At 56.6% G+C, this 25,900-nt stretch carries 27 protein-coding genes and 2 riboswitches; of the genes, 17 read left to right on the top strand and 10 right to left on the bottom strand.

From position 1 onward, the window contains the following. Positions 1 to 24: 24 nt before the first annotated feature. Complete coding sequence (locus VL688_03310; protein ID HTL47072.1) at positions 25 to 258, top strand: hypothetical protein; 234 nt, start codon at positions 25 to 27, stop codon at positions 256 to 258. Here the strand turns inward: VL688_03310 and VL688_03305 are convergent. Beyond that, complete coding sequence (locus VL688_03305; GenBank protein HTL47071.1) at positions 245 to 418, bottom strand: hypothetical protein; 174 nt, start codon at positions 416 to 418, stop codon at positions 245 to 247. The two genes, VL688_03310 and VL688_03305, sit on opposite strands and share 14 nt — an antisense overlap. A 116-nt stretch (positions 419 to 534) precedes the next feature. On the opposite strand from VL688_03305, the gene VL688_03300 reads away from it, so the two are divergent. Continuing rightward, entirely contained in the window at positions 535 to 1,053 is a 519-nt protein-coding gene (locus tag VL688_03300; GenBank protein ID HTL47070.1) for an inorganic diphosphatase, read from the top strand. A gap of 10 nt (positions 1,054 to 1,063) precedes the next feature. Here VL688_03300 and VL688_03295 read toward each other — a convergent pair whose 3' ends face one another. After that, complete coding sequence (locus tag VL688_03295; protein HTL47069.1) at positions 1,064 to 1,759, bottom strand: uracil-DNA glycosylase; 696 nt, start codon at positions 1,757 to 1,759, stop codon at positions 1,064 to 1,066. A gap of 172 nt (positions 1,760 to 1,931) precedes the next feature. On the opposite strand from VL688_03295, the gene VL688_03290 reads away from it, so the two are divergent. Both VL688_03290 and VL688_03285 read left to right on the top strand, forming a co-directional pair. Further along, positions 1,932 to 2,678 (top strand): exosortase system-associated protein, TIGR04073 family, encoded by a 747-nt coding sequence (locus VL688_03290; GenBank protein ID HTL47068.1) that lies wholly within the window; start codon positions 1,932 to 1,934, stop codon positions 2,676 to 2,678. Positions 2,679 to 2,829: 151 nt separating this feature from the next. Continuing rightward, positions 2,830 to 3,603 carry an FTR1 family protein gene (locus tag VL688_03285; GenBank protein HTL47067.1) on the top strand — a complete coding sequence of 258 codons (774 nt, stop codon included), beginning with the start codon at positions 2,830 to 2,832 and terminating at the stop codon, positions 3,601 to 3,603. Between the two features lie 113 nt (positions 3,604 to 3,716). Here the strand turns inward: VL688_03285 and VL688_03280 are convergent, their stop codons facing one another. From VL688_03280 to VL688_03270, 3 genes are all read right to left on the bottom strand, one after another. Continuing rightward, positions 3,717 to 4,739, bottom strand: a complete 1,023-nt coding sequence (locus VL688_03280; GenBank protein ID HTL47066.1) for a lysylphosphatidylglycerol synthase transmembrane domain-containing protein — start codon at positions 4,737 to 4,739, stop codon at positions 3,717 to 3,719. 154 nt (positions 4,740 to 4,893) lie between these two features. After that, the gene (locus VL688_03275) at positions 4,894 to 5,163 is read right to left on the bottom strand and encodes a hypothetical protein (GenBank protein HTL47065.1); all 270 of its coding nucleotides are present in this window, start codon (positions 5,161 to 5,163) and stop codon (positions 4,894 to 4,896) included. A 9-nt stretch (positions 5,164 to 5,172) separates the two neighbouring features. Beyond that, positions 5,173 to 6,900 (bottom strand): universal stress protein, encoded by a 1,728-nt coding sequence (locus VL688_03270; GenBank protein HTL47064.1) that lies wholly within the window; start codon positions 6,898 to 6,900, stop codon positions 5,173 to 5,175. Continuing rightward, positions 6,901 to 7,052: riboswitch (cyclic di-AMP (ydaO/yuaA leader) on the bottom strand. It abuts the gene before it with no gap. Between the two features lie 53 nt (positions 7,053 to 7,105). Here VL688_03270 and VL688_03265 point away from each other — a divergent pair. Then, positions 7,106 to 7,372: a hypothetical protein gene (locus VL688_03265; GenBank protein HTL47063.1), complete on the top strand. Its 267-nt coding sequence runs from the start codon at positions 7,106 to 7,108 to the stop codon at positions 7,370 to 7,372. 23 nt (positions 7,373 to 7,395) lie between these two features. On the opposite strand, the gene VL688_03260 is transcribed toward VL688_03265, so the two are convergent. The 4 genes from VL688_03260 to VL688_03245 form a co-directional block, all read right to left on the bottom strand. Continuing rightward, complete coding sequence (locus VL688_03260) at positions 7,396 to 9,426, bottom strand: APC family permease (protein ID HTL47062.1); 2,031 nt, start codon at positions 9,424 to 9,426, stop codon at positions 7,396 to 7,398. Next, entirely contained in the window at positions 9,404 to 9,988 is a 585-nt protein-coding gene (locus VL688_03255) for a PTS sugar transporter subunit IIA (protein ID HTL47061.1), read from the bottom strand. The genes VL688_03260 and VL688_03255 overlap by 23 nt, the downstream gene beginning before the upstream one ends. A gap of 97 nt (positions 9,989 to 10,085) precedes the next feature. Next, a riboswitch (cyclic di-AMP (ydaO/yuaA leader) is annotated at positions 10,086 to 10,274 on the bottom strand. An 84-nt stretch (positions 10,275 to 10,358) separates the two neighbouring features. Continuing rightward, positions 10,359 to 11,060 (bottom strand): response regulator transcription factor, encoded by a 702-nt coding sequence (locus VL688_03250; GenBank protein HTL47060.1) that lies wholly within the window; start codon positions 11,058 to 11,060, stop codon positions 10,359 to 10,361. Next, complete coding sequence (locus tag VL688_03245; protein HTL47059.1) at positions 11,057 to 12,130, bottom strand: DUF4118 domain-containing protein; 1,074 nt, start codon at positions 12,128 to 12,130, stop codon at positions 11,057 to 11,059. The genes VL688_03250 and VL688_03245 overlap by 4 nt, the downstream gene beginning before the upstream one ends. A gap of 167 nt (positions 12,131 to 12,297) precedes the next feature. Here VL688_03245 and VL688_03240 point away from each other — a divergent pair, with 167 nt between their 5' ends. The 8 genes from VL688_03240 (at position 12,298) to mprF (ending at position 21,740) form a co-directional block, all read left to right on the top strand. After that, a complete protein-coding gene (locus VL688_03240; GenBank protein HTL47058.1) occupies positions 12,298 to 13,380 on the top strand; it encodes an ATP-binding protein in 1,083 nt (360 codons plus the stop codon). Then, complete coding sequence (locus VL688_03235; protein ID HTL47057.1) at positions 13,373 to 14,101, top strand: response regulator transcription factor; 729 nt, start codon at positions 13,373 to 13,375, stop codon at positions 14,099 to 14,101. Before VL688_03240 ends, VL688_03235 begins: the two co-directional genes overlap by 8 nt. 192 nt (positions 14,102 to 14,293) lie before the next feature. Then, positions 14,294 to 15,913 carry an ammonium transporter gene (locus VL688_03230; GenBank protein HTL47056.1) on the top strand — a complete coding sequence of 540 codons (1,620 nt, stop codon included), beginning with the start codon at positions 14,294 to 14,296 and terminating at the stop codon, positions 15,911 to 15,913. Between the two features lie 4 nt (positions 15,914 to 15,917). Further along, entirely contained in the window at positions 15,918 to 16,259 is a 342-nt protein-coding gene (locus VL688_03225) for a P-II family nitrogen regulator (protein ID HTL47055.1), read from the top strand. A 193-nt stretch (positions 16,260 to 16,452) separates the two neighbouring features. After that, on the top strand, positions 16,453 to 17,145 hold the full coding sequence (locus tag VL688_03220; GenBank protein ID HTL47054.1) for a hypothetical protein: 693 nt from the start codon (positions 16,453 to 16,455) through the stop codon (positions 17,143 to 17,145). After that, complete coding sequence (gene miaB / locus VL688_03215) at positions 17,142 to 18,509, top strand: tRNA (N6-isopentenyl adenosine(37)-C2)-methylthiotransferase MiaB (GenBank protein ID HTL47053.1); 1,368 nt, start codon at positions 17,142 to 17,144, stop codon at positions 18,507 to 18,509. The genes VL688_03220 and miaB overlap by 4 nt, the downstream gene beginning before the upstream one ends. Positions 18,510 to 18,577: 68 nt before the next feature. Continuing rightward, positions 18,578 to 19,180: a hypothetical protein gene (locus VL688_03210; GenBank protein ID HTL47052.1), complete on the top strand. Its 603-nt coding sequence runs from the start codon at positions 18,578 to 18,580 to the stop codon at positions 19,178 to 19,180. 4 nt (positions 19,181 to 19,184) lie between these two features. Beyond that, complete coding sequence (mprF, locus tag VL688_03205) at positions 19,185 to 21,740, top strand: bifunctional lysylphosphatidylglycerol flippase/synthetase MprF (protein ID HTL47051.1); 2,556 nt, start codon at positions 19,185 to 19,187, stop codon at positions 21,738 to 21,740. Here the strand turns inward: mprF and VL688_03200 are convergent. Next, entirely contained in the window at positions 21,718 to 22,815 is a 1,098-nt protein-coding gene (locus VL688_03200; protein ID HTL47050.1) for a sensor domain-containing diguanylate cyclase, read from the bottom strand. The genes mprF and VL688_03200 overlap by 23 nt on opposite strands. A gap of 176 nt (positions 22,816 to 22,991) precedes the next feature. Between VL688_03200 and VL688_03195 the strand changes: the two genes are divergently transcribed. The 4 genes from VL688_03195 (at position 22,992) to murI (ending at position 25,838) form a co-directional block, all read left to right on the top strand. After that, a complete protein-coding gene (locus VL688_03195) occupies positions 22,992 to 23,639 on the top strand; it encodes an NAD(P)H-hydrate epimerase (protein HTL47049.1) in 648 nt (215 codons plus the stop codon). Between the two features lie 149 nt (positions 23,640 to 23,788). Then, on the top strand, positions 23,789 to 24,658 hold the full coding sequence (lipA, locus tag VL688_03190; GenBank protein ID HTL47048.1) for a lipoyl synthase: 870 nt from the start codon (positions 23,789 to 23,791) through the stop codon (positions 24,656 to 24,658). A 27-nt stretch (positions 24,659 to 24,685) separates the two neighbouring features. Next, on the top strand, positions 24,686 to 24,949 hold the full coding sequence (locus VL688_03185) for a biotin/lipoyl-binding protein (GenBank protein ID HTL47047.1): 264 nt from the start codon (positions 24,686 to 24,688) through the stop codon (positions 24,947 to 24,949). A gap of 13 nt (positions 24,950 to 24,962) precedes the next feature. Further along, positions 24,963 to 25,838 (top strand): glutamate racemase, encoded by an 876-nt coding sequence (gene murI / locus VL688_03180; protein ID HTL47046.1) that lies wholly within the window; start codon positions 24,963 to 24,965, stop codon positions 25,836 to 25,838. The last annotated feature ends 62 nt before the right edge of the window (positions 25,839 to 25,900 follow it).

Raw genomic sequence — 25,900 nt, 5'->3', positions numbered from 1 at the left:
CGCCGGACCCAACAAGGAGGAGACATGCCGTACAACGCCAGTCTTGATGAATGCCTTTTTTCCAAAACCTGGGAAAACGACAACACCCGGTTGGTCGTGGCCGTCTTTTCCTATAATAAAGCCGCCAAGAAACTGCAGATCAGCAGGGAAGGCAAGACGGCGGAAGGCGAATACCGCTTTGCCAAGCTCGGCCGGATGAGCAAGGAAGAGCTCGAAGCCGTGCTTCCATTCATTCAGGAAGCTGTCAAGCACATGTAGTTTCCGCGATCGCCAGAATTTCATTGAGGAAGCGCAGGTAGCGCAGCGGATAATGCTTTCTCAGGAAGGCGGCGCGTTCGTTGGACCATTCCTGCCGTTTTTCAGTTCCGGAATTCCCCCCTTGATGGGCGTCTGGGAAGCGTGTCTGGATGTTTCTCATGGCGTTCCCCCTTCTGATTCAAGTAAAGCAGGTGCATGGCCGGATTTCGACTCAATCCCGACAAGCGGTTGAGGGCAGGCCCTAAGCGGTAAAAATCCAATCAATTGAGGAGCCTTATGCAAGTCGAAGACAATGGAAACGTGACCTTATCGGTCATGATCGAAATCCCGAAAGGGAGCCGGAATAAGTATGAATACGACGCGGAAAAGAAAGCGGTCAAATTCGACCGTATGCTTTTTTCCGCTGTGCATTACCCGAGCGATTACGGTTTTATTTTTGATACGCTGGCCCAGGACGGGGACCCGCTCGACGCGCTGGTCTTAGTCTGGGAGCCGACGTTCCCCGGATGCCTGATCGAGGCCAAGCCCGTCGGGCTTTTCAAGATGTGGGACGAAAAGGGGCCGGACGAAAAAATCCTCTGTGTGCCCGTGCATGAGCCGTTTTGGAATTACATCAACGGGCTTTCCGACGTTCCGCCGCATCTGCTCAAGGAGATCGAGCACTTCTTCAAGATCTACAAAGAGCTGGAAAAGAAGAAGACGGGCGTGGAGGGATGGCACGACAGGGAAGATGCGATCCAGATCATCCGCCAGGCCGAGGACCGGTTCCGGGCCAAACGGAACGCCTGCCAATAATTCTCCGGAATCAGGCGCGCGCTTTTTCGTCTTCGAGGATACGCGCCATCTGACTGCGAAATTTAACGGACCCGCCCTGCGCGGGATGCCTTACGCCTTCCGCGGCGATGCCGAGATCGGCAAGGCATGCCTCCGCGACCCTTCCCAGCGCAATGATCCTGGCCCGCGGAAAGAGCTTCAAAAAAAGGCGCAGCACGCCAAGCCCGGCCTGCGATTCTTTCGGTGTGGGCCTGCGGTTGGTGAGCGGGCCCCTGGCCGGATGATAGGGATGCCAGGCAAACGAATTCCACGTGACGAATTCAAGCGGGGGATGCCCCGAGGCCTTCATCAGGCCCCAGACCATGGTGGCCGTGGGCTCGGCGAATCCTTTCTCCATGATGGCAGGCTTGCTCGTGCGCCTCGGCTCCAGATCCGGCAGCACATCTTCGGGCCGCAGTCCTTTTTCCCGGCAATGACCCAGCAGGATTCTTTCCGACATCATGGCAATGCCGGAGAAGTGGCCGCCTTGATAGCCGACGGCTTCGCCGAGCAGGCAGATGCGCGCTTTGTCCCGGCGCGCGGCCAGGTAATGTTCGAGCTGCTCCGCACGGATCTTCGGGCCCGAGGGACCCCGATCGTTTTCGCGGTCCACGTCCCGCCACGGGTTGAAAACACCTGGGGATTTGAAGGCTTTCACCTGCGCCATGAAGGCGTCCATATCGGTCATTGCACTCTCCTGAGCCGCCGATTTTATGCTAAAAACCCGCCGCGGCAAAATGAAAATCCCATGGCGTCGAGCAGGAGCCTGATCGGAAAATCAGACTCGCCCTGATAGGCTCTCGGGCGCGGCCTCAGCCATAATAAGCCCGGTTAACGGACTTAATAGAAGGAGGCCGAGCATGAAAACTCTAACGACGGCAGTGGCGATGCTTTTCGCGCTTTCGGTTCCCGCCTTTGCGGAGACCGTGCATGCCACGGTGACTTACGTGAATTCGCAGGACAATTCCCTGGTGGTGGCTCCCAAGGACGCGGGAGATTTGCCTGACCAGATGAGCGTGGCGCCCGACCGGGTGGACTTCCAGGGCATTTCTTCGCTGGACCAGCTTCAGGTCGGCGAGGACGTGGTCCTTGAAGGAGAAAAAACGAAAACGGGTTTCGAACCGGTAGTCTTGCGCGTGCCCGAGACGGAAACCGACACGCAGCTTCGCAGCCTGATCGGCGAAAATGAAAGCGCTTCGGAAAATTACACCGACGGCAAGGGAAGGCGCACGTCACGCGCTTTCGGCACGTATGCGACTGGTGAAACCAAGAGCGCAGCCGACGAAACCGCAGGCAGCCGGGCAGCGGAAAAGGCGCCGGTGGAAAAGACGGGCTACAAGTGGTATGACAAGCTCGGCCGCGGCGCGCTGAATGTCGTCAGCTCGCCCGTGGAAATCATCCGGTCGATCCAGGTCGATTCACAGGAGAACAGCCTTGCGTACGGCTGGACGGTGGGTCTCATCCGGGGCTTCGGGCAGGGCGTGGTCCGCATCGGCGTCGGGCTTCTCGATGTCGTGACGTTCCCGTTCGATTTTCCCGTCAAAGGCAAAGCGCCTCTGGTTTATCCCGAATACGTCTGGGAAAAGCCGGGCGTCAAATACATTTAAGGTTACGCCGGGGCTGGGACTGTTCCCAGCCCCGGCGGTTCTTTCCCGCCGCTTCTTCCCCAAATTCGTCCCAAAGAAAGCCATTGACTTCCACAGGTTTTCAATTAAGATTCTGTCTGATTCAGAATTCATACTAATTGGAAGGAAATTCATGCTCCAGGCATTTTTCATTGTTTTACGGGAAGGCGTCGAAGCCTTTCTTATGGTCGCAATCACCGCCGCCTATTTGCGTAAAACCTGCCAGGGCCATTTGATTCCCGCGCTTGTCGCCGGCATCGTCGGCTCCATTGTCGTGAGCGGCCTGCTCGGCTATTTTCTGTGGATCACTGAAGGGCAGCATCAGCCTGTGATCGAAGGGGCCTTCGGGCTGATCACCGCCGTACTTGTGGCCACGCTCGTCGTGCACATGATGAAGGTCGGCCCGACCATGAAGCAGGAAATGGAAAGCCAGCTTTCCAAAGCTTCCGCGGCACCGACCCTGAAAGGCTCGCTTTGGGGCGTGTTCCTGTTTACGCTTCTCATGATCAGCCGCGAGGGGATGGAAACCGCCCTTCTCCTGCTCCAGGTGCAGGACGCGCAGATCGTGACCGGTGTCCTGCTTGGCGTTGCCGCGGCGGGCCTGGTCGCCTATCTCTGGCAGCAGTTCGGCTATCTTATCAACCTCAAGCATTTTTTCCAGGTCACGGCCGTTTACCTGCTGCTTTTCACGGTCCAGATCGCAGTGCAATCCTTCCATGAATTCGCCGAAGGCGGCGTTCTTCCCAACAGCGAAGTGCTCCATGCCGCGACCGAGCCTTTTTCGAGTGACGGAATCTACGGCAAATGGTACCTGATCCTGACCGTCACGGGCTGCGGCCTGTGGCTTTGCCTGAATCTGATTTCCGAACGCTTCCCTTTCCCGCGCAAGCAAGCTTCCCGGGCGTAATTCCCGATCTTAAAACTCGAGTCAAGTTCTGGAAAAAGCCGGGCAGCGTTCTATTTCCCGCCGGACAAATCTTTTTTGTAAATCCGTTCTATGCGTCGGAAAGCGGAAGGGAATCAGCGGGATTCGTGAGGGTGCTGTCCGAGCTCGCGGCGGGTGATAATAAATCCCGGGATCATGGGCAGCCAGTAGGTGAAGCCGCGGAAAAGGAGCGTCGCGGCCACGGCTTCTTCGAGCGGATATTTGAAGAGCCGCAGCATGGTGACGGAGCTTCCTTCGAAAACCCCGATTTTTCCCGGCACCATGGCCAGGTCGGTCACGACGGACGACACCATGTCGCTGACGTAGGCGTGGAACCAGGGATGGGTCCCGATGCCGAGGGACGACAACAGACTCCAAAGCGTCGTCGAATCCAGCAGAAAAATGCAGGCGTTCGCAAGGCACGCCACAAGCCACAGGCGCCAGTCCCCAATGATCTCGACCGGGATCTCGCGCAAGGTTTTCAGGACCTTCTCGAGCCAGCCAAACCGGTGCACCCAGGACGGTGTTTTATGATTGATGGCCAGCTGCACGAGCGCGGGGATCGCGGCCATGAGCATGACGATGACTGCGATGAAAAGAGCCGCCGTGTATTCCAGCGGCTTGCTGAGCATGTGGTGTTTCCAGAGGATGGCCAGGGCCGCCGTGAACAGCAGCACGTAGGGCAGGTAGCGGCTCGTGGTATTGATGATGACCGCCGCGGCGGCCGCGCCCTTGGAGCTTTGCCGGCGGATGAACCCGCGCATGGCCATGACGCTGCCGCTCACGCCGAAGGAAGGCAGGGTCTGGTCGAAGAAAAGCTTGGCAATGCTGAGCGCAAACAATTGATAAGAGCGGATGGGGATGCCGCAGCGGCGGAACACCGTGCGCCAGATCATGGTTACGCAGAGGTAAGTCCCGATCTGGCAGAGGGCGGCCAGGACAAGCCATTGGGGCTTGATCTTCAGCAGCAGCTCGGCAAAAACCCGGCCGTCTCCCCAGTGAAGCGCGATGATGACCAGAAGGACGGGCAGAAGCAAATTGCCCAGGCTGAGAAAGCGGGCGTTGATCTTGGGTTTTTTGCCCGCGGGCGCAGTTGAGGGCTGATCGTTTGTCGACATCGAGTTCTTATTGGGCTCGCATCAAGTCCTGAATCGGTGTCTGGAATCCCGGCCTGAGCCGGAACGCTACCAGAGAAAGTATGATTGTACACAAATTTTGGCGTAATGCAACGTGTGCTCTGTATTTAGGAAGGAAGCGAGGCGGGAAGGGAAATCAGCGCATCCGGATCTTCCGGCCGAAGCGGAAGCCGGCCCAAACGATCGAGGCCCAGATGGCGGCGATGATCAGGCGGCCTTGAAGGGGTTCGGACTTGAAACTGAAACACAGGGCCGCGGCCATGAAGAAAAAAAGCAGGCCGAAATCCGTGTGTTTCAGGCTGCCGGCATAAGACAAGGCAAACCCGAGCCCCGCGGCAAAGAAGAAAATGGCGGCATACGAGGTGAGCCCAAACCTCAGGAAGAAAGCGATATTCGAAACCGGCATTTCGAACCTCTAGCCGCTGATCACCAGGCGGCATTCTCTGGGTAAATGACGGGCGAGCGTTCGCAGCACGTCGCCGCGGAGAAGGTTGACCAGCGCGCTGCGCCTCGTCGTCCCGATCATGACCGTATTGACTCCAAGTTCGGCCGCGGCTTTGGCGATCATGCGGCCGGGATCATCGCCGATCTGCCAGACCGGGATGCCGGTGACCCCGCGTTCCTCCATGGCCTTCTGAGCCTCTCCCAGGACTTCGAGGGAGTGAGAGGACGGTTCGATTTCATCCGGCAATTCCGCCACGGTGGGAGTTTCCTCGATGTAGCTCAAATAAACCGCGTTTTCCTTGAGGGCCTTCACGCGCAGCGCGGCTTCGTCGAGCACCGCGGGATTAAAGCTGCGGATCGCGACAAGCGACGAGCTTTTGTAAAGCGGCGCTATTTCTCTGGCTTCGGAAACGGTGAGCAGATTGACCGTGGGCGCAAGCGCCGGCACCGGAATCGGCAGGAACGTCTTGGCGGCATAGCGCAGCGACAATCCGACCGCGAGGACCGTGAGCGCGAAAATCAGGGCGTGGTGCTTTTCGAAGGCGATCGTCAATTCAATAAAAAAAAGGATGACCGCGCCGATGCCGAGGAGGATGCGTTCCTTCCGGCTCAGCGGGATCTTGAAGTTGGTCGCGCAGGCGCCGAGATTGATCGTGATGGCACCGATCACGCCGATGGCATAGAGTGCCGCGAGTTTAACCAGATCGTGCTCGAAGATTAAAACGCCCGCGGGGATCGCCGTGGCGATGATCAGCGCAAGGCCCGGCATGCCAAAGCGGTTTAGCTTTGAGAAAGCTTCGGGCAGCTCGCGGTCTTTGGCCATCAAAAACTGGATGCTGACCAGGTCGCCGATGGCGGTGTTGGTCGCCGAAAGCAGCAGGAAGCCGAACGCGAGCGAGATGAAGGCGCCGTACCAAGGCCCGATATAATGCGTGGCCAGGACGCGGAGCATGTCTTCGGTATGGTCTTTGAGGTTCGGGATGGCATTCATGGCAATGCCAAGCAGAAAGGTCAGCACGGAAACTTCCAGGAGCACGGGCCAGATCGCGCGCTTGGATGTTTTTTCGACGGGCTCTTCCATGATGCCCGTCATGTTGGCAATGGCTTCCACGCCGGAAAGCGCGAGCACGATGCCGACGAAAACCGTCCAATTTTTGGGCCAGTCGCTGCCGGGCCAGGTCAGATGCACATGGGAGAGCGAGGGAACGGTTGCCGCGAAAAGAATCAGGGCGCCCGCCGAGGCCACGACGGCGATGTAAGACGCGATCGTGCTGGATTTGCTGGGCCCGAGCCAGTTGATGGCGCCGATGACGAGGATCGTGGCCACGGCCCAGATTTCCGGATGCGGCGCGTTGAAATAATGGAAGGCGTCGAGCGTGCTGAGCGACGCGGTAATCACGTAATCCGCGATCAAAAGAAACGCGCCGATCACCGCGAGCAGGCGGTGGCGATGCTTCACGGAAGAATAAACGCCGCCGCCGTCCGGATACACGCGGCAAATCACCATGTAGCAGACGCCGATGAGGGCCGTAAGCGCGGACATGAGGCCGAGGAAAAACCAGGAAGCGTGGCCGGCAAGAGCGAAGGCGATGCCAAGCACATAGGCCTTGCTGGTTCCCCAATCGCCGTACAGCATGGCGCCCGCCTGATACCACTTCAATTCGCGCGGGCGATCGACTTTTTTGAGCATCAAAGACATAACACCTCTCCGTTGCGCCTTCGGGGTTAGCTGACGGGCTGAGGTTGAGTGGAAACCTCTCCGCGCTCCGGCGGATTCGCCCATGGCTCAAAACTTTGAGAGCCGCTTTATCGGGTCCCCCGATCCCTGTCGGGATTCGGCTTGTCGTTAATCGTGACAAAATACTCGGGGAGAGGGCATTGGACGAGTCAAAAACGAGTCAAAAATGACGTTTGAGGGGATTTTCTTCACCCAAACGCTTTATTTTCCTGCCGAAACGGAAACCGGTCAGAATGAGGGAGGTGCAGGTCAGGGACATCAGAAAACGGCTATACAAAGGCTGGGATTTGAAGGTCAGAGACAAAGGAAGCGAGACAGCGGCAAAAATAAGAAAAAGTTGGATGACCCGCAAGTCCAATTCGCTGGAAACAGCCAGGCGCAATCCCAGTGTGAAAAAGAAAATCGAGGCATAAGAGATGAGAGTGAATTTTAAAAAGAAATCCATCCTTTTCTCGCTTAGAACATTTCGGTCATTTCTTTCCCATCCCACAGAATCCGAATCATCAGAGGCGGCACATGCTGGCGCGGCGGCGTCACGGCGCCCCAGGCAATCGCGATTTCCTCCATCTGAACTTCGGGGGAAAATTTTTCAGATTTTCCGACCACGAGTTCCTGCGCTTTTAACTCGTGCGCGATGCGCGCCATCACGTAGTAAGGATCGTTCGTCGGGACCGACAGCAGGATGACGGTTCGGCCGACTTTCTCTGCCACTTCAATCACGCGGGTAAAGAGCTTTTCTTCCTCCGGCGCGACACGGCTCAAATCGCCTTCCAACTGGTAGCCCTTGCCGACTTTCGAAGTCAGCACCACGACATCGGTGTCTTCCGGATGGATCTGATGGAGCGTTTTTTCGAGATGGCTGAGGCTGTGCGGGCCTCGTACGGCAACAATGACCCTTCGGGGTTTCGTGCAGCCGCAACTTTCGGGGCTGAGATTTTCGATCTCATTCAGATTGACCCGGTCGATGTGGCCCGCGTGAATGTCATGCTGGCCATGAAGGGCATGATGCTTCCGCTTGTTGATCTTTTCCGAAGCCACAAATACGGCAAAAAAGACAAGGGCAAAAAGGGAGCCGGAAATTGTGGCGACCTTTTTCGTCACAAGGTTCGCGCTGGCGGTAAGGAGAAGGATCAGAAAAATAGCGGCGATTCCGACCGGGAATTCCAGGCCTTTGATTTTGATATTCAAGGGCACTTTCCATTCGCGCGGCATCTTGTCTTTATAGCGGAGGATGAGGACGGCCAGGGCCTTGAATACGAAGCTCCAGATGACGCCGAAGGCATAGGCCTCACCGAGCACGTAAATATTCCCCCGGCAGAGTACGATCGTCAGCAGTTGAAGTCCTACTGTCATATTGATGAGCCGCGAAGACGTGCCGAAACGGGCATGAGGCTTTCTGAGGAACTCGGGCAGGATGCCGTCTTCTCCCAGCCGATTGAGGACCCCGTTCGACCCGATAATGGACGTATTCACCGCGCCGGCAAGAATTAAAAATCCGACGAAGACCACGAAGGCTTGATAAAGGAGTCTGAGTTGGAGCGGGCCGACGAAATACATCGCAAGGCCGCTTATCAGATTGTCGGAGTATTGGCTCATGCGCACGGAATCGGGAATGATCATGATCGCGAAAAAACTTCCCAGCGTGGTCAACAGCATGCTGTAGAGAAAGACGATGAAGGCTGCTTTTTCGAGATTCTTGAGCTTGGGCGCTTTGATTTCCCGGTAGACCTGGGCAAGGGATTCTTCGCCGGACATGGCGAGCAGCGAATGGCCGAAGGCGATGGTGAGGCCGAGGACGCCCAGAGGTTTGATCTTGTCTTTCAGAGAATACAGCCAGCCCAGCGAGTCTTCGTTAAAGACGGGAGTGAAAGGGGGCCAGTGGATGCCTCGCACGAGGAGCGTCGTCACGCTCCAAATGATCATGGTGATGCCCATGATCGTCGTGGCGATCATGATTTTGAGGGCTTTGTCGCTCGACTCGGGAATGCCTTTAACGTTTTCCCACCAGAAATAGAGCGTGACGGCGACGGCGAACAAAACGGAAAAAATATCAGCGCGAAAATGCCACGGTAAGCCGAAGTGTGGAAACGTCGTGTTCAAAAGGCCGACCATGTATTGGCCTGCCGAAACCGCGCTGATGGGCCCGGTCAAGACATAGTCAAACATCAGGGCCGAGACGGAAAGTTTGGCGAGCGTTCCTCCCATAGCCTCCTTGACGACGCGGTATACGCCGCCGCGGACAAACATGCCGCAAGACTCGATGTAAATGGCGCGTACCGTGTAGGAAAAGAGCATCACGCCCAAAATAAACCACGGAGCGGCTTTTCCGATGGCATGCTCGGCAATGCCGCCGATGTAATAAACCGTGGAGGCAATATCGCAAAGCACGATCGCGGCGGCCCGCCAGAAACTGATAAAGCTCAGCATGGCGGTCGTCACAATGACGACGTTTCGAGGGACCGACTTATTTTGTGGAATGTTCGGCATGGGTTTTCATTTCTTTGTGTTTTAGTTTTTCCAAAATGGCATCGCTCGACTTCAGCGCGATCATGTCGCCGCAAAGCATTTCGTCTTGAAATAAAGCTGCTGCCGCGGCCAGAAAGCGTAAGTGGTTTTTCAGTTCGGTAAAAGGGCTGACAAAAAGGAGGAGCAGGCGGATCGCCGGTTCGTCTTCGCTGAGCTTGATACCGCTTGGGCAAAGAGCGAGAGCCGAATGCAACCGGTCCGTGCCGTCAATCCGAGCATGGGGAAGCGCGATTCCCGGAGCCACGATCGTCCCGCCGACTTGTTCCCTGCGAAGAACGGCTTCCAAAGCGAACTCCCGGTTTGGTATCGAGAGAGTGCCTATCAAATCCGAGAATACCCTGAGCGCGTTTGTTCCCTCGGGGAAAAAACAAATCTGTTCGGACGTCAGGTAGTCGGAAATTTTTAACGCCGCTTGGCCTAAGCTCTGATTCGCGGCGGCCTGCCCGCGCCTTAATGATGTTTCCTGCCTTTGCTTTCGAAACGACAGCATTTTTGCTCCTCCTAACACGATGAGTGAAACCATGGCGTCCTCCTTGAAAGCCCGTCTGCGCGGAACGCTTCGGCGGTGAAACCAGGGGAAACGGAAAGGATTGAAAAGCGCGGTTCGAAAATGCGGTGCACAGTTCTCTCCGTTTCGCCTACGGGGTTAGCTGTCGGGCTAAGGTCGAGTGGAAACCTTTCACTTTGCAGTGATTCGCCCCGATAGCTAAAAACACCAAGTTTCGAGCTGCTTATCGCCCCGAAGCATCGAGCTCCGGAGCCTTCTCTGGGTCCCCCGATCCGTCATCCGGATTCGGCTTGTTCGATCTATGCAAAAGATAGCCGTGAGGCAAAGGAAGGCCAAGTCAAAAGAGAGTCAAAAGAGGAAATGGGTAAGCGGAAAATCTTTCAAATCAATCTTCGGTATGAAGGCGGTATCCCACGCCCGGCTCGGTGAGAAGATAGGTGGGACGGTCGGGATTGGGCTCGATTTTGTTGCGCAGATTGCTGATGGTGACGCGGAGAAGATGGGAAGCCCCTTCCATTTCTTCGGTTTTGTTCCAGACTTCTTTCAAGATCTGCTTTTGAGTCACGACTTTTCCGGCGTTCATGACCAGCACTTTAACGATGTCGAATTCGGTCGGCGAGAGCTGGAGGGCGCGGCCGTTTAATTCCACCGTGTGCTTGCCGATATCGATCGCTAATTTGCCGGCTTTAAAAAATGTGGTTTCGTTTTGCGGAACTAGGCGGCGGATGACGGCCCGCAGACGCGCCATCAATTCGCCTGCGCTGAAAGGCTTGGTGAGGTAGTCGTCCGCGCCCGCGTCGAGCGCCTGGATTTTGTCCTCTTCGCGGTCGCGCACCGACAAAATGATGATGGGCGTCTTCGTGCGCCGGCGGATCTCGCGCGTGACCTCGATGCCGTCCTTGTCGGGCAGGCCCAGGTCGATGATGATGACGTCGGGATGGCAGGATACGGATTCTTCGAGGGCCTCTAGGCCGTTGCCGGCTTCGAACACTTGATAGCCGTGGGACGACAGTGCGGTCTTGAGAAAACGGCGCAAGGCCTTCTCGTCATCGACAATCAACGCGCGCAAGGCGTGCTGCTCCTTCATGCGGTCTCCTTGGAGTAAGGCAAAAGCACGACGAATGTCGTCCCTTTTCCCGCGCCGCTTTCCGCCCAGATTTCGCCATGATGCGCCTCCACGATTCCTTTCGCTATCGAGAGCCCAAGCCCGAGACCCTCGACCGTCGACGGATGGGAAGCGCGGTAAAATTTGTCGAAGATAGGTTTCAAGTCTTTGGGGGCAATTCCAATTCCCTCGTCCATGATTTCAATTTTAATCCGGTCGCCCTGCGTTTTGGCGGCAATGCGGATCGGTGTGTCCTCAGACGAATATTTCGCCGCATTATCGATTAAATTCACGAGCACCTTCATGATCAAAGAAAAGTCCGCGCTGATTTCCGGGAGGTCGTGAGGGATCTGGGTTTTAATTCGGCGCTGCTCCAATTTGTCGGCGAGCTCCTGCAAAGCCACGCCGAGCACGTCTCTTAAATCGCAGGATTTAAAAGAAAGATTCAGAGCGCCGGCTTCAAGCCGCGTCATGTCGAGGAGGTTCCCGACCAAGCGATTCAAGCGCAGCGATTCCCCATAGGCGTCCCGGAGCAGCCCCTTTATGGTTTCTTCGGCGAGGGAAGGCTCGTCTTGCAGGAGCATGCTGATGGATCCGATGATCGAAGCCAGCGGCGTGCGCAAGTCGTGCGAGACTGAATTGAGGAGCGCTGTCTGCAGTTTTTTTGTCGCTCGAAGCAGTTCCAATTGCCGCGCTTTGCGCGCCTGCTCCTTTGTTTTTGTCATCAGTTCGCTTGTGATCAGACCTACAATGAGAAAACCCGCGAAGGTAAAGACGTACTGGAAATCTTCGACGCCGAAAGTCAGATAGGGAGGGATGAGAAAAAAATCAAAGGCAAGCACGCTCAGAACGGAAGTCAGGACAGCGGGGCCGTGGCCCCAGCGGATGCCCGCGACGATCACGGCCAAAAGATAGAACATGATAAGGTTGATGGGCTCGATCGTGCGCTTGAGTAGTTCCCCGCCAAGCGTGACCAGAACCACCATGAGAAGGCTCTGGGCATAACCGTGCCAGATAAAATGATATTTGATCGGCGAGTCTTGTCTCTGCATGTGCGTTTACCGACAGTTCACGGTCCGGTGATGGGCCATTTTAGCAAAAGGACTTCTCAGCAACATCCCCATTTTTAATATTTTGCGCCGGGTTTTGCGGATTTGATCAAATTTTGATATTTTCTTTCCCTGACGTTCGATACAATTATCGATCCGTAGGGGCTCTCATGACCATGAAGTGGGGTGGAAAAAAAACCGATCGCGTCATGCCATATATCCTGAGCCTGATGTTGGTGGCAGCGGCTTTTCTTGCGGGTTGGATTGCCTATGCCAAAGCCTTTCTGATCACAACCGACCTCATTATTTTTTATCTCTTAGGGGTCGTAATTATTGCGCTCAAATGGGGCCGTGGCCCCGCAATCGCCTCTTCGATCGCCAGCGTGCTGGCTTTTGATTACCTTTTCATCCCGCCGCAATTCAGCTTCGCCACATTCAGTCAGCACGATTTCGTCACCCTGGCCGGATTCTTGATTGTAGGAATCACGATCAGCACTTTGACGACGCGCCTCCGACGCAGCCTCATGAAAACTCAGCAGATGGAGCTTTTGCGGGAGAAGGAGAAACTGTATTCAACTTTGTTGAACTCGATCTCTCATGATCTAAAAACGCCGTTGTCCTCGATCACTGCGGCCCTGGGGAATCTGATGCACCACAACATGGACCTGGATGAATCCTCCCGCCGGCAGCTCATTACGACAGCCAACGCGGAGGCGGGGAGACTCAGTCAGCTCGTTGAAAATTTATTGGACATGACCAAGGTCGAGGGAGGCATTTTAGAGCTGACCCGGAAACCATGCGACTTAAGCGATCTCATCGGAGTGGCATTGCAGCAGTTATCCCGGGGGGAGGAAGGATATCGTGTGCGCGTCCTTCTTCCGGATGAGCTCCCGGAAGCCTGCGTCGACTACGACCTGATGCTGAAAGTCTTAGTCAATGTGATCGACAATGCCCTGAAGTATTCGCCCAGGGGTTCTTTGGTTTTGCTCGAGATCAAAACCTCGATGCAAAGCGTCCGTATTGAAATTTCTGACGAGGGCCCGGGCATTCCGGAACGGGAATTGCATCGTATCTTTGATAAGTTCTACCGCGGTGAACGAACGCAGAAAATTCCGGGTACAGGTCTCGGCCTCTCGATTTGCCAAGGAATTGTTGAGGCGCACCAAGGAAAAATCTGGGCCGAAAATCTGCCGGAAAAGGGGACGAAAATGATTGTGGAATTGCCTTTTTGCATCGAGAAGCCCCATGCTTAGGCCTAAAAAAGACGGGGTGCGTATTTTGATCGTGGATGACGAACGTCCGCTGAGGCGCGTTCTCAAAAGAATGCTCCAATCCCAGGGGTACCGCACCTTTGAAGCGGCTAACGGCCGCGCGGCTTTGAAAGCCGCGGTAAAAGCGCATCCTGATGCGATTATTCTGGATTTGAAACTGCCCGATATCAGCGGAGTCGAGGTGGCCAGAGAGATACGCCAGCGCGCGGCTACACCCATCATGATTCTCTCGGTCCGCGGAGACGAAGCGGATAAAGTGGCGGCGCTTGACGCAGGCGCCGACGACTATGTCACCAAGCCCTTCAGCCCTTCGGAGTTTCTAGCCCGCGTTCGAGCGCTCATGCGCCGCTGGCTGCCGAAAGGCGGAACTCCGATTTTCAAGACCGGCGAACTTGTTTTCGATGGCGAGCAGCGTATCGTCAAAGTCGGGGACCGCACGCAGCATCTCACGCCGACGGAATACGATGTGCTGAAGGCCCTGGTTTTGAGCGCGGGTAAAATCGTCAGAACGGAGCAGCTCTACAAACAAGTTTGGAATAATGATCAGAGTGTCCATCGGATGGACCATCTTTTGCGTGTCGTTATTTATAACCTGCGCAAGAAACTCGAGCCCGACCCGGCGCGTCCTATTTATATTCTCACGGAGCCCGCCGTGGGATATCGTCTTCGTATTGATCCTCCGTCCATTTCCGTCCCCGCCTAAGCAGTCAATTTTGTGTTTGTCTTCATTTTTGTAAGCCCGCCCGATTTTCGTGACATAAAAGCATTGCTTCTAAAAAGAAAGTTTCAAGCATTGATATCAATATGGCATCAATAAAAAAGTCGATGGCATGAACCTTGATTAAGACCTCGTCAAATTCACAGATTTGTCTCGCAAACAGAAGGAGCCAACGAAATGCAAAAGAAATTAGTGAGTCTTTTTTTCCTAGGGCTATTCGCTTTCGGGCTGATAGTGCCGGTCCTGGCTTTCGCCAAGGATGCCGATCCGAGCGGCGCACTGACCGGAACTGCTGCTGACGTTACGGCTGCCACGGCGGGCGCGCCGACTCTCCAAGAACTCGCGACCGCAGTGGGCCATAACAAGGTCTCGATTAACTTTGTATGGACGCTAATCACCGGATTTCTCGTGATGTTCATGCAAGCGGGTTTTGCCATGGTGGAAACCGGGCTTTGCCGCGCAAAAAACGCGGCGCATACGATGTCCATGAACTTCATGATCTATCCCTTGGGCATGCTGGGTTTCTACGTGTGCGGGTTTGCGTTAATGTTCGGAGGCATCGGAGCGTTTGGCACGCTGGGAGGCGTGGATGTCCTGAACCATGAGTTTACGCTGCACCTTTTCGGAAAAAGTTTCGGCCTTTTCGGCATGAAAGGCTTTTTCCTGACGGGACAATCCTATGACGCCGCGATCTTCGCGATGTTCCTTTTCCAGATGGTGTTCATGGACACGACCGCAACGATTCCTACGGGATCCATGGCCGAGCGTTGGAAATTTTCGGCGTTTGTCGTGTACGGCCTTTTCGTGGGCAGCATCATCTATCCGATTTATGGCAACTGGACCTGGGGCGGCGGCTGGCTGGCCATGCTCGGCCAGAATTTCGGTCTGGGCCATGGGCATGTGGACTTCGCAGGCTCTTCGGTGGTGCATTTGACGGGCGGCGTCCTGGCTTTCGTGGGCGCGAAACTCATTGGCCCCAGGATCGGGAAGTTCAATGCGGACGGAACTCCCAACGCGATTCCCGGGCATAATATCCCGATGGCCATTGTCGGCACGTTCATTCTCGCCTTCGGATGGTTCGGATTTAATCCCGGCTCCACGCTGGCGGGCACGGACCTGCGTATTTCCGTCGTGGCTACGAACACGATGCTGGCCTCCATGACCGGCGCGCTCGTCGCAACGCTTTGGATGTGGCTAGTCCGCACCAAGAAGCCGGATCCCAGCATGATGTGCAACGGTATGCTCGCGGGCCTTGTCGCCATCACGGCGCCCTGCGCTTTCGTGAATTCGGTGAACGCCTGCATCATCGGCGCGGTTTCGGGCCTGCTCGTCGTCGAAGCCGTGTATTTCTTTGAAGGCGTGCTTAAGATCGATGATCCCGTCGGCGCCGTAGCGGTTCATGGCGTGAACGGCGCATGGGGCATTCTGGCCACGGGCCTTTTCGCCGACGGAACGTACGGCGACGGCTGGAACGGCGTTGCGGGAACGGTTCGCGGACTTTTTTATGGCGATCCCAGTCAGTTTGTGGCTTCCTGCATCGGCGTTCTTGCAAACGTGGTTTACGTGGGCGTCATCGGCTACATTGTGCTTAAGGCGATCGATGTCACGATCGGGCTGCGTGTCCGGCCGGATGACGAAGTCGAAGGTTTGGACATTCCCGAAATGGGCGTTCCGGGTTATGTGGGCGTGAAGCTGGACAAGTTTTCAGAGACACCGCTGTCTACACGCAAGAACGGCCCCGGCCCGAAGAGCAATTACGTTTATAACGAGCCGGCTAGTGTCGGGAAAGGGAGATAATCAAATGAAGATGATTCAAGCTATCATTCGCAGGGAAAGACTCGGCGATGTGAAGCAGGCGCTTGACGGCATCAGCTGCCCAGGCATGCAAGTGTGGGAAATCGTCGGGCACGGCAAGCAGGCCGGGATCACGGAGCAATTCCGCGGCAGAGAATTCAAAGTCGACCTCCTGCCGAAAACCAAGATCGAAATCGTTGCGCGCGATACGCAGGTGAAAAAAATCGTTGAGGCCATCGTGCGCACCGCAAGCACCAACTCGGTCGGAGACGGCAAGATCTTCATCACGACGATTGATGACGCGATCCGCATCCGCACGGGTGAAAACGGGGAAGTGGCGGTCGACTGACCTGTACCTACGCTTTCTGCGCCGCTGCAGGGGCCGCATGGGTCTTCATGGCCTCGGCTCCTGCAGCGGCACTTTTTGTCAGGCTTCCTGTGTCTATTCCTTCTTATCCCGCCTTCGAACGAATGATTTCTCGGGTTCCCGCAGCTCCAAAAGGCTGATGCCAAAAGCCGCGATTTGATATAAAATCCCACTCATGAAACCGCCCTTTAAAACTTTCGCCGGGTGCGTCACAATCGCCCTGTTCGGCGCGCTTCAACAAACGCCTGCGAATGCCCAAGCACCGTTGAATCCTGCCGGATCCTATTCGATCAGCCACGGCATGGGCCCGGGGGGCTCTGAATACTCCGGCGAAGTCGAGATTGAAGATCTCGGGGATGAGGTTTTTTCCGTGGGTTGGAATACAGGCGGCGGAACCGCCTATCACGGCATTGGGCTTCATGATCAGAACGGGCTCGCGGCCGCCTGGAGCGATGCGGATTCCTACGGCCTTGTGATCTATAAAGTGGAAGGCGGGAAGCTCTATGGTGATTGGATCTCGAACACGACGGAATTCGACTTGGGCACGGAATCGCTCGAGGGGCCGTCCGGCCTGAATGGCGTCTATCAGATCGTCGATGCCGCCGGGGAGGATGGAGGAGCCGCTTATTCCGGCACGGTGGAGATCCGTCCGAGCGGCCAGATTTACCGACTGACATGGCACATCAATAATATTGTGTATACTGGAGTCGGCCTCTTACGGGGTGATTTCCTGTTCGTGGGATGGGGAATCGGTGCCGGTGTTATTTATTATGAGATTAAGGGCGATGAATTAATCGGGCGGTGGGCTAGCCAGTCTTCCGACCAGGTCGGTTCTGAAACGCTGGTCCGCGATCGAGGGATACAATGAGCGAGCAGAAGTTAAAAGTTTCGATCAAGACGTTCGGCTGTCAGATGAACATGTATGACAGCGAAGTGGCCGGAGGTCTTTTGTCCGCGAAGGGCTTCGAGATCATTCCCGAAGAATGGGAACGCTCCGGGGACGGCCGCAAGCTGCTTCCTGCGGCGGACGTGGTGCTCATGAACACGTGTTCGGTGCGCGAGCACGCGGAAGACCGCGTTTATGGGCGGCTTGGAATGCTCGGCAAGGCCAAGGAAACGAATCCGGAGCTCATCGTCGGCCTCATGGGCTGCATGGTGGAAGAGCACAAAGAGAAATTGTTCCGGCGTTTTCCCCAGCTCGACCTCATGGTCGGCACGCGCAACATCGCGGACCTTCCCGCGCTGGTCGAAGAAGTCCGCAGGACCCGCCGCCAGGTTTCCAAGATCAAGCAGGATGGCGTTTCCATTGAATATACGGACCAAATCCAGCGCCAGGGCCATCATCACGCCTGGCTGCCCATCATGACCGGATGCAACAAGGTCTGCACGTTTTGCATCGTGCCCATCACGCGCGGCAGCGAAGTTTCCATGCCGGCTCGGGAAGTCTACCGCGAGGCCGGCCGTCTCGCGGGCGAGGGCGTCAAATGGATCACGCTTCTCGGGCAGAACGTCAATTCATACACGGGCAGCGGGAGAGACGCGGACGCCAAGCAGACGGGATTTCCCGAACTCCTGGAAATGCTGTGCGAGATCCCGGGTGTCGAGCGGATTTCTTTTACCACATCGCATCCGCACGATGCCACGCCGGAACTGTACCGGGTCATCGCGCGCAATCCGAAGTTGTCTCGCCGTTTTCATCTTCCGCTTCAATCCGGTTCCGACAGGATGCTGAAGCGCATGAAGCGCCTTCACACATATGCGGAGTACCTGGAAAAGATCCGGGCCATGCGCGCCATGATTCCGGATGTCTCGGTGACCACCGACATCATCGCCGGTTTTTCGGGTGAAACGCCGGAGGACCACGAAGCCACGATGCGTGCGCTGGAAGAAATCCGTTACGACGGCGCCTACATATATAAGTATTCCGTGCGTCCCGGCACTCCGGCCGCGAAGCTCGAAGACGACGTCCCGCTCGAAACCAAGGAAACCCGCAACCAGGAACTTCTGCAGCTGCAGAAAAAAATTACGGAAGAAAGCAACCGGCAATGGCTCGGCCGTGAATTGGAAGTTTTCGCCGAAGCCCCGGGAGCGAAGGATGCCGCCCAGCTGACCGGGCGGTCGCACCAGGAGAAGAAAGTCGTATTCGAGGGTCCCCGCGAATTGCTTGGGAGTTTTGTGAAAGTCCGCGTCGTCGGCTTGGCGCACGACACGCTGATCGCAGAACGTCTTTAGGCCTCCCCCTGTTCCGCCTCTCATGATATTTTCGGGAAAGCCGTATTTTAGTGAAAAGGTTTTCCATTATGCTCCCGTTTACATTCATCTTACTCGCAGTCGTTGCCGCCGCCGGTTTCTGGGCCGGCACGCATACCGGCGTTTTGTCCGATCCCTGGCTCGAAAAAATCGGCTATGCCCCGGCCGATTTGGGGGCAGGGCGCCTGGGCCGGATGTTCGTGTCGACTTTTTTTACGGATGGCCCGAAATCCCTCGTCCTGGCCATGGCCGTGACGCTGCTGGCTGTCGGCGGCCTGGAACGCGTGGCCGGTACGGCACGCGCCGTACTGACCTTCTGGGGTGCCCATACTCTGACTCTTCTGTTCTTGTCTGTCCTGATGCTTCTTCCGCTGCGCCCGCTTACAGATTTCTTTGGCGAGGAGCTCAAACTTGTCCGCGACGTCGGCCCATCCGCAGGGTATTTCGGCTGTCTGGGCGCTCTGATGCTCGGACTGGGGGCCTGGCGGTGGCCGGCGATTGCGGCTGTATTCGCGGGCCTCATCGTGGTTTTTTGCAGGCCCGCGGCCGCAGGCGAAAATCCGCTGGTCAAAAAACACGCGGATCTCGCGCATCTGACTGCTTTCTTTTTCGGCGTACTGAGCGGCATGTGCTGGCCGCTGGGAAAAACCTGATCCTATGAAAAAATTCCTTCTTCGCGTTTTTCATTCCCTCGGATTCGTTTTTTTTATCGGGGGATTGTGGGTGCTTTACCGCGAGCTTGGCGGCCACCACTTTAACGACGTCACGCATAACTTTGCCGATTTCCCCAAGCGTCCGCTGCTGGCGGCGGCGCTGTTTACGGCCTTCAATTACGCGGCGCTGACGTCCTACGAATGGCTGGGTCTGCGCTACATCCGCAAGCCCATGAAGTACGCCAAGATTTTTCCGGCCTCGTTTATCGCCAGCGCGCTGGGAAATAATTTCGGCGCGGTCGCGCTTTCCGGAGCTGCCGTACGCTACCGCATGTACTCCACGTGGGGACTCTCGGCGCTGGAAACCGCCCAAGTTATCCTGTTTTACAGCGTGAGTTTTTTTCTGGGCCTTATCGCGCTCCTCGGTTTTTCTTTCGTGACCGCTCCCGGCCGTCTTTTGCCGGGCCTGCAATTTCTGAGTCCCGAAATGGTGCGCATGCTGGGCATTGCCTTTCTCGCTGCAGTCCTGAGTTATCTTTTGGCCTGCGGCTTCGTTCGCCGCTCCTTTAAGATCAAAGACTGGGAGCTGCGTTTGCCGGAAGGGCGGCTTGCTCTCGGCCAGGCTTTTTTTTCGCTTGCCGATTGGCTGCTGGCCGCGGCCGTCCTTTACGTCTTGCTGCCGCAGGGACATGGGCTGTCCTATCTTTTCTTCGTGGGGCTTTTCATCACCGGGCATTTGCTGGGCATGGTCAGCCAGGTTCCCGGCGGCCTCGGTGTTTTCGAAGCGACGCTTCTGGCCGCGCTCTCCGACCGAGTCCCTTCGGACCAGCTTTTCGTTTCCCTTCTTTATTACCGGCTTATCTATTATCTTCTCCCGCTTTTCGTGTCGCTGCTGTTTCTGGCCGTTCTCGAATTCAAGAATCTGCGGAAATACGCCAAGGCCGGCGCGGCCTTCAATCAGATTCTGACGCCGTTCGTGCCGCCGCTGCTTTCTGTGACCACGTTCATTGCAGGCACGGTGCTGCTGCTTTCCGGATCCACGCCCGCGGTCGGTTCCCGTCTTGCCATGCTGGAGCGCTTCCTGCCTCTTCCGGCCATCGAACTTTCGCATTTTCTCGGAAGCCTCGCGGGCGTCCTGCTTTTATTCCTCGCGCGGGGCATCCAGCGGCGCCTCGATGCGGCTTATTATTTCGCGCTCATCCTTCTGGGCTTCGGCATGGTGTTTTCCCTGATGAAAGGTTTTGACTATGAAGAAGCCGTGATCCTGTTTGCCATGTTCCTGCTGATCGTTCCGAGCCGGCCCTTTTTTTACCGGAAGGCGTCGCTCTTCGGCGAAGCGCTTTCGCCGGCATGGCTTCTTTCGGTCCTGACCGTCATCAGTGTGTCCGTATGGCTGGGGCTTTTTGCGTTCAAGCACGTCAATTATTCAGGCGACCTCTGGTGGCACTTCAGCCTGCGCGGGGATGCGGCGCGCTCCATGCGCGCCGTGGTAGGCGTCATGGCCTTTGCCGGCATCCTTTCCGCCGCCAATCTCATGCGAACGACCACGATCAAAGTGCATCCGCCTTCACCGGAAGAACTTTCCCGCGCCCTCGACATCATTGTGCGCTCGTCCAATACCACCTCTTATCTCGCCCTGAGCGGCGATAAGAATTTTCTTTTCAGCCGGGACGGCCTGGCGTTCATCATGTACGGCGTCCAGGGCAAGAGCTGGGTGTCGCTCGGCGACCCGATTGGTGACAGCAATGCCTGGCTGGACCTGATCACGTCTTTCCGCATGCTTGTCGACCGTCACGACGGCATGCCCGTTTTCTACGAAGTGAATCCGCAGTATTTGCCGCTTTATCTCGACGCGGGATTTGCCCTGATCAAGATGGGTGAGGAAGGCCGCGTTTTCCTTCCCGCGTTTTCACTGGAAGGCGGCGGGCGCAAAGAAATGCGCTACACCCTCCGGCGCATGGAAAAAGAGGGCGCTTCCTTCGAGTGGGTGGATAAAGAGGCGGTGCCCGGCCGCGCGGCGGAGCTGAAGACGATTTCCGACGCATGGCTCGCCAAGAAAAACACCAAGGAAAAAGGCTTCTCGCTCGGATTTTTCGACGTGTCGTATCTGCGTCATTTTCCCATGGCAGTCATGCGGTATGGAGGCAAGCCCGTGGCGTTTGCCAATGTCATGCTGGGCGCGGAGAAAAGCGAACTGTCCGTGGACTTGATGCGCTATGACCCGGATCTCGCGCCGGCCGGATCCATGGATTATCTTTTCCTGAATCTTTTCCTCTGGGGAAAAGAGCAGGGCTATCAGTGGTTCAACGTGGGCATGGCGCCTCTTGCGGGGCTCGAGAACCGCGAGTTCGCACCGTTGTGGAACAAGCTGGGCGCTTTCATTTTCTCGCGCGGCGAATATTTCTACAACTTCGAAGGCCTTCGCGATTACAAAGAAAAGTTCGGGCCGCAGTGGCGTCCGAAATACATTGCCCTTCCCGGCGGCTTTTCCGTGCCGCGCGCGCTGGCCGACATCGCGTCGCTCAATTCCCGCGGCCTCAAAGGGATCTTCTCGAAATAAGCTGCCGGCTCTCGCTTTCCGCGAATACGACCACGCGGTTTCTCCCGCCGTTCTTGGCCTGATAAAGGGCGCGATCGGCTTCGGCAATCAGGGACGCAGTGCTGCGGGTTTGGGGAGTCAGAAATGTCAATCCAATGCTTATGGTGAGGGGGATTTCGTATTGAAGGCACGTCACGGGGCGGGCGTTCACTTTTTGCCGAAGCCGGTCGGCTGCGAGGATGATGTCGTTTTGAAATTCATCATCCGAGATGATGCGGTCAGGATTTCTCGCGTTCTTCTTGAATAAGACCAGAAACTCTTCGCCGCCGTAGCGGAAGGCCGTGTCTGTTTTGCGGATGCCGGAGCGGATGAAATCCGCCACGCAGCGAATGACCTGGTCGCCGGCAAGATGGCCGTACCGGTCATTGACCGACTTAAAATGGTCGATGTCGATCATGGCCGCGGCGAAGTCGTTGTGCCGTTCTTTTTCGAAAATGGCCCCCAACGTTTCCTGCAGCGTGGCGCGGTTATACAGTCCGGTGATGGGATCGTGGCGGGCATGATGAAGGTATTCTTCCTTTTCGATTTCGATACCGATGTCGTTGGCCAGGATCTGAAAAAACGTGAGGTCCTCTTTGCTGTACGGCTGCTGGGTTTCACGCGGCCCGATGAGGAGATAGCCGGCAAGGCGCTCACGCGTCTCGATCCTGACGCAGGCCTCGACGTGATGGCGGACGAGCTCTTCGTAAATTTCGTGTTCCCGCGGCCCTTCTTTTTGCGCCATGCAGCTCGACGTGACGACGCGGCGCGAACGGCGGATGTGGCTGGCCTCGCCGCGGTTCAAAAACCATTGGATCAGCGGGCTGTTTGTGTTTAGACTGATCAGGCGCGAGGGAACCTTCGGATGCCCTTCGGAAACCTGGATGCAGAAGGATTGCAGCGTGGCATCATAGAGCGCGACCGAAACCTGCGTGGGGCGGAGATGGAGGATCAGGTAGCGGCATACCCAGCGCATGAATTTTTCGCTGTGCGCGTACCGGATCATCCGTTTGCTGGCGTATTCGAGGAATCCTTCGTGGTTTAAGCTGCTTGCCATGCAAACCCCCTGGAAAAGAACATACCTAACAAAACATTCAATAGCAACAGCTTCGGGCTCATTATTATTCGCGGCCGGACGCTCTTTTTTTATCGCTAAAAGCGATTCCATTTGCCGACTCGGACAGGAGTTAAGGACGGCGCTATCGCGTAGAAATCTCATCCCGCAGGACAAAAATGAAGGCTGTTTCTGTTCAAGAAATGCAGGCCGCTGACCGGAAAGCCGCTGAAATTTACGGAATTCCCACGCTGCTGCTCATGGAAAACGCGGGGCGCGGTATCGCGGACATGGCCGCTGAAAAAATTCGTCCCGGCCGCATCACAGTGGTCTGCGGCAAGGGGAATAACGGCGGCGACGGCTTTGTGGCCGCGCGCCATTTGAAGAACCGCTCCCTCGAAGTGGAGATCGTCATGGCCGCGGCGCCCGCGGCGCTGAAAGGCGATGCGGCCGTGAATTTCCAGATCTGCGGCGCCCTGAAGATTCCTGTTCGGGTGTTCCGCGGCGAGGCCGGACTTTTCGCGGGAACCGGCACGATCGTCGATGCGATTTTCGGCGTGGGATTAAACGCGCCCGTGGCCGGAATCCCCGCCGAATTAATCGGTCTGATCAACCGGGCCGGCGCCTCAGGCGCGCATGTCCTTGCCGTGGACATTCCCTCGGGCATTCACGGTGATACCGGCGCGGTCATGGGGACTGCCGTCAAGGCGCACGAAACCGGGACTTTGGCCGCGGTCAAGAAAGGCCTGCTCTCGGGTGCCGGGCCTTCCCACGCCGGAAAAATACGCGTGATCGATATTGGCATTCCCCGAGAGCTTTTGCCTTAAGGGCGGAGGCCTTCTCTTGACACCCGGCTGGCTTTTTGTTAAAAACACGCGTTTAAATTTTTGTAACTCGACGGCTGTAATTTATTTAGGATATCACCCGACAATGGAAACCGCCGTTCCATGGCGGTCAATCTCCGCGGAATAATTAAATGGCAACCCAGATTTCAAGAACACGGCTTCCGGAATGGTTAAGGCGCCCGCTTCCCGCGCGCTCGGCGGAAAAAACACATGACGTATTAGCCAAAAACCGGCTGAACACGGTCTGCGAATCCGCGGTGTGCCCCAATCGCGCCGAATGCTATTCGAATCGCACCGCGACGTTTATGATCCTGGGCGATGTTTGCACGCGAAGCTGCGGGTTTTGCGCGATCAAAACCGGCCGCGGCCTCGAAGTGGAATCGGATGAGCCGCAGCGAGTGGCCGAAGCCGCCCGCGAAATGGGGCTTCATTATATTGTCGTGACATCGGTCGCGCGTGACGATCTGAAGGACGAAGGCGCGGGCCATTTCCGCCGGACCATTGAAGCATTGAAGGCGGGAATTCCGGGCTGCAAAGTGGAAGTGCTGACACCGGATTTTCACGCGCGCGTCGAGCTCATCCAGGAAGTGCTGGCCGGCGGGCCGGATGTCTTCAATCATAATATCGAGACCGTGCGCCGCCTGCAGGGCCAGATCCGTCCTCAGGCGCGTTACGAACGCTCGCTGGAAGTGCTGCGGCTCGCGAAGTCCTTAAGGCCGGACGTCATGGCCAAAAGCGGCATCATGCTGGGGCTGGGTGAAACAAGGACTGAAGTCTTGGAGACGGCGGCCGATTTAAAGAGGGCGGGCTGCGACATTCTGACGATCGGGCAGTACCTGCCTCCGTCGAAGGATCATCTGCAGCTGGTCGAATACATACGCCCCGAGGCGTTCGAGTCGCTGGCTGCGGAGATCAGGCCCTACGGGTTCCGGGAAGTGTTTGCCGGGCCGTACGTGCGGAGTTCTTATCACGCGGGCGAGACTTTTCTGAAATCATTTTAACTGTTCGCGGTAAAGGAGAGGACCATCATGAAAGAAGTTGCGTTGGAAGGAGTTTCGAGCCGGGTGGAAGAAGCCACTGTCCAGGTTTGGTTTTCGGAAGAAGGGGACGTGATCCAGGAAGGCGATGATCTCGTCGAACTCTCGACCGAAGACGGTACCCTTCTGATTCCCGCGCCCGCCTCCGGAGTCCTCGTCGAGGTGTATTACGACGAAGGCGAAGTGGTCGCGAAAGGCGAAGTTCTCTGCGTCATCGACGACGAAGACGATTCTGAAGAGGAAGACGACGAATAATCCCATCAGGTCCGTGGAAACCACCCTTGAGGACAAAGCGATTTCCGTCAAGCGCCCTAAAACCGAGACGCATCTTTTTTCCCGCAATGATCCCATCGGTGTTTTCGATTCGGGGCTCGGCGGCCTGACGATCGTCCGCGAACTCCGCAACCGCCTTCCGCTCGAAGCCGTTACTTATTTCGGCGACATCGCGCGCCTGCCGTACGGCACGAAATCGCGCGAGCAGATCAAGCGTTTTTCCCGCGAGAATTCAGATTTCCTGCTGCGCAAAGGCATCAAGGCGCTGGTCATCGCCTGTAATTCGTCTTCCAGCGCGGCGTATGCTTTCCTGAAAAGTTACTGCCCCGTGCCGGTGCTCGACGTGATCTCGCCCGCGGTCGAAGCCGCCCTGCATGAAACCAGGACCGGACGCGTCGGCGTGATCGGCACGTCCGCCACGGTCGAAAGCGGCGCTTACGAGCGCGCGCTGGAAAAAAGAAGCCCCGGCGTGAAAGTGACGAGCCTTGCGTGCCCGCTTTTCGTGCCCATCGTCGAAGAGGGGATGATGCAGGAAAAGGTCGCAGGCGAAATGGTGGCGTATTATCTGGCGCCGCTCAAAAAGCGAGATATCGACGTGCTCATCCTCGGGTGCACCCATTATCCCATGCTCAAAGCCTCCATCGCGCGGTACATGGGCGCCGGCGTGCGGCTCATTGATTCGGCGGGTCCCTGCGTGGCCAATCTTTCGCGCATCCTTGCGGGCCGCGAGATGGACGCTTCCCGGAAAATCCGGGGAAAGCTGAAGATTTTTGTCAGCGACCTGCCGCGCAACTTCGTCCGCGTCGGTGAAAACTTTTTGCGCGAGAAGCTTTCGCATCTCAAAGTCGTGCGCGAATCCGTCATCGTCTGACCCCAAGAAGCCCTTTGCCGCCCCGCGGAAAATCCTGTAAAATAACCCATTCTTTTGTGCCG

Source organism: Verrucomicrobiia bacterium, assembly GCA_035495615.1.
GTDB lineage: Bacteria > Omnitrophota > Omnitrophia > Omnitrophales > Aquincolibacteriaceae > DATJFP01.
The sequence above is the reverse complement of the archived record's forward strand: the minus strand, read 5'-3'. Positions and strand labels throughout refer to the sequence as shown.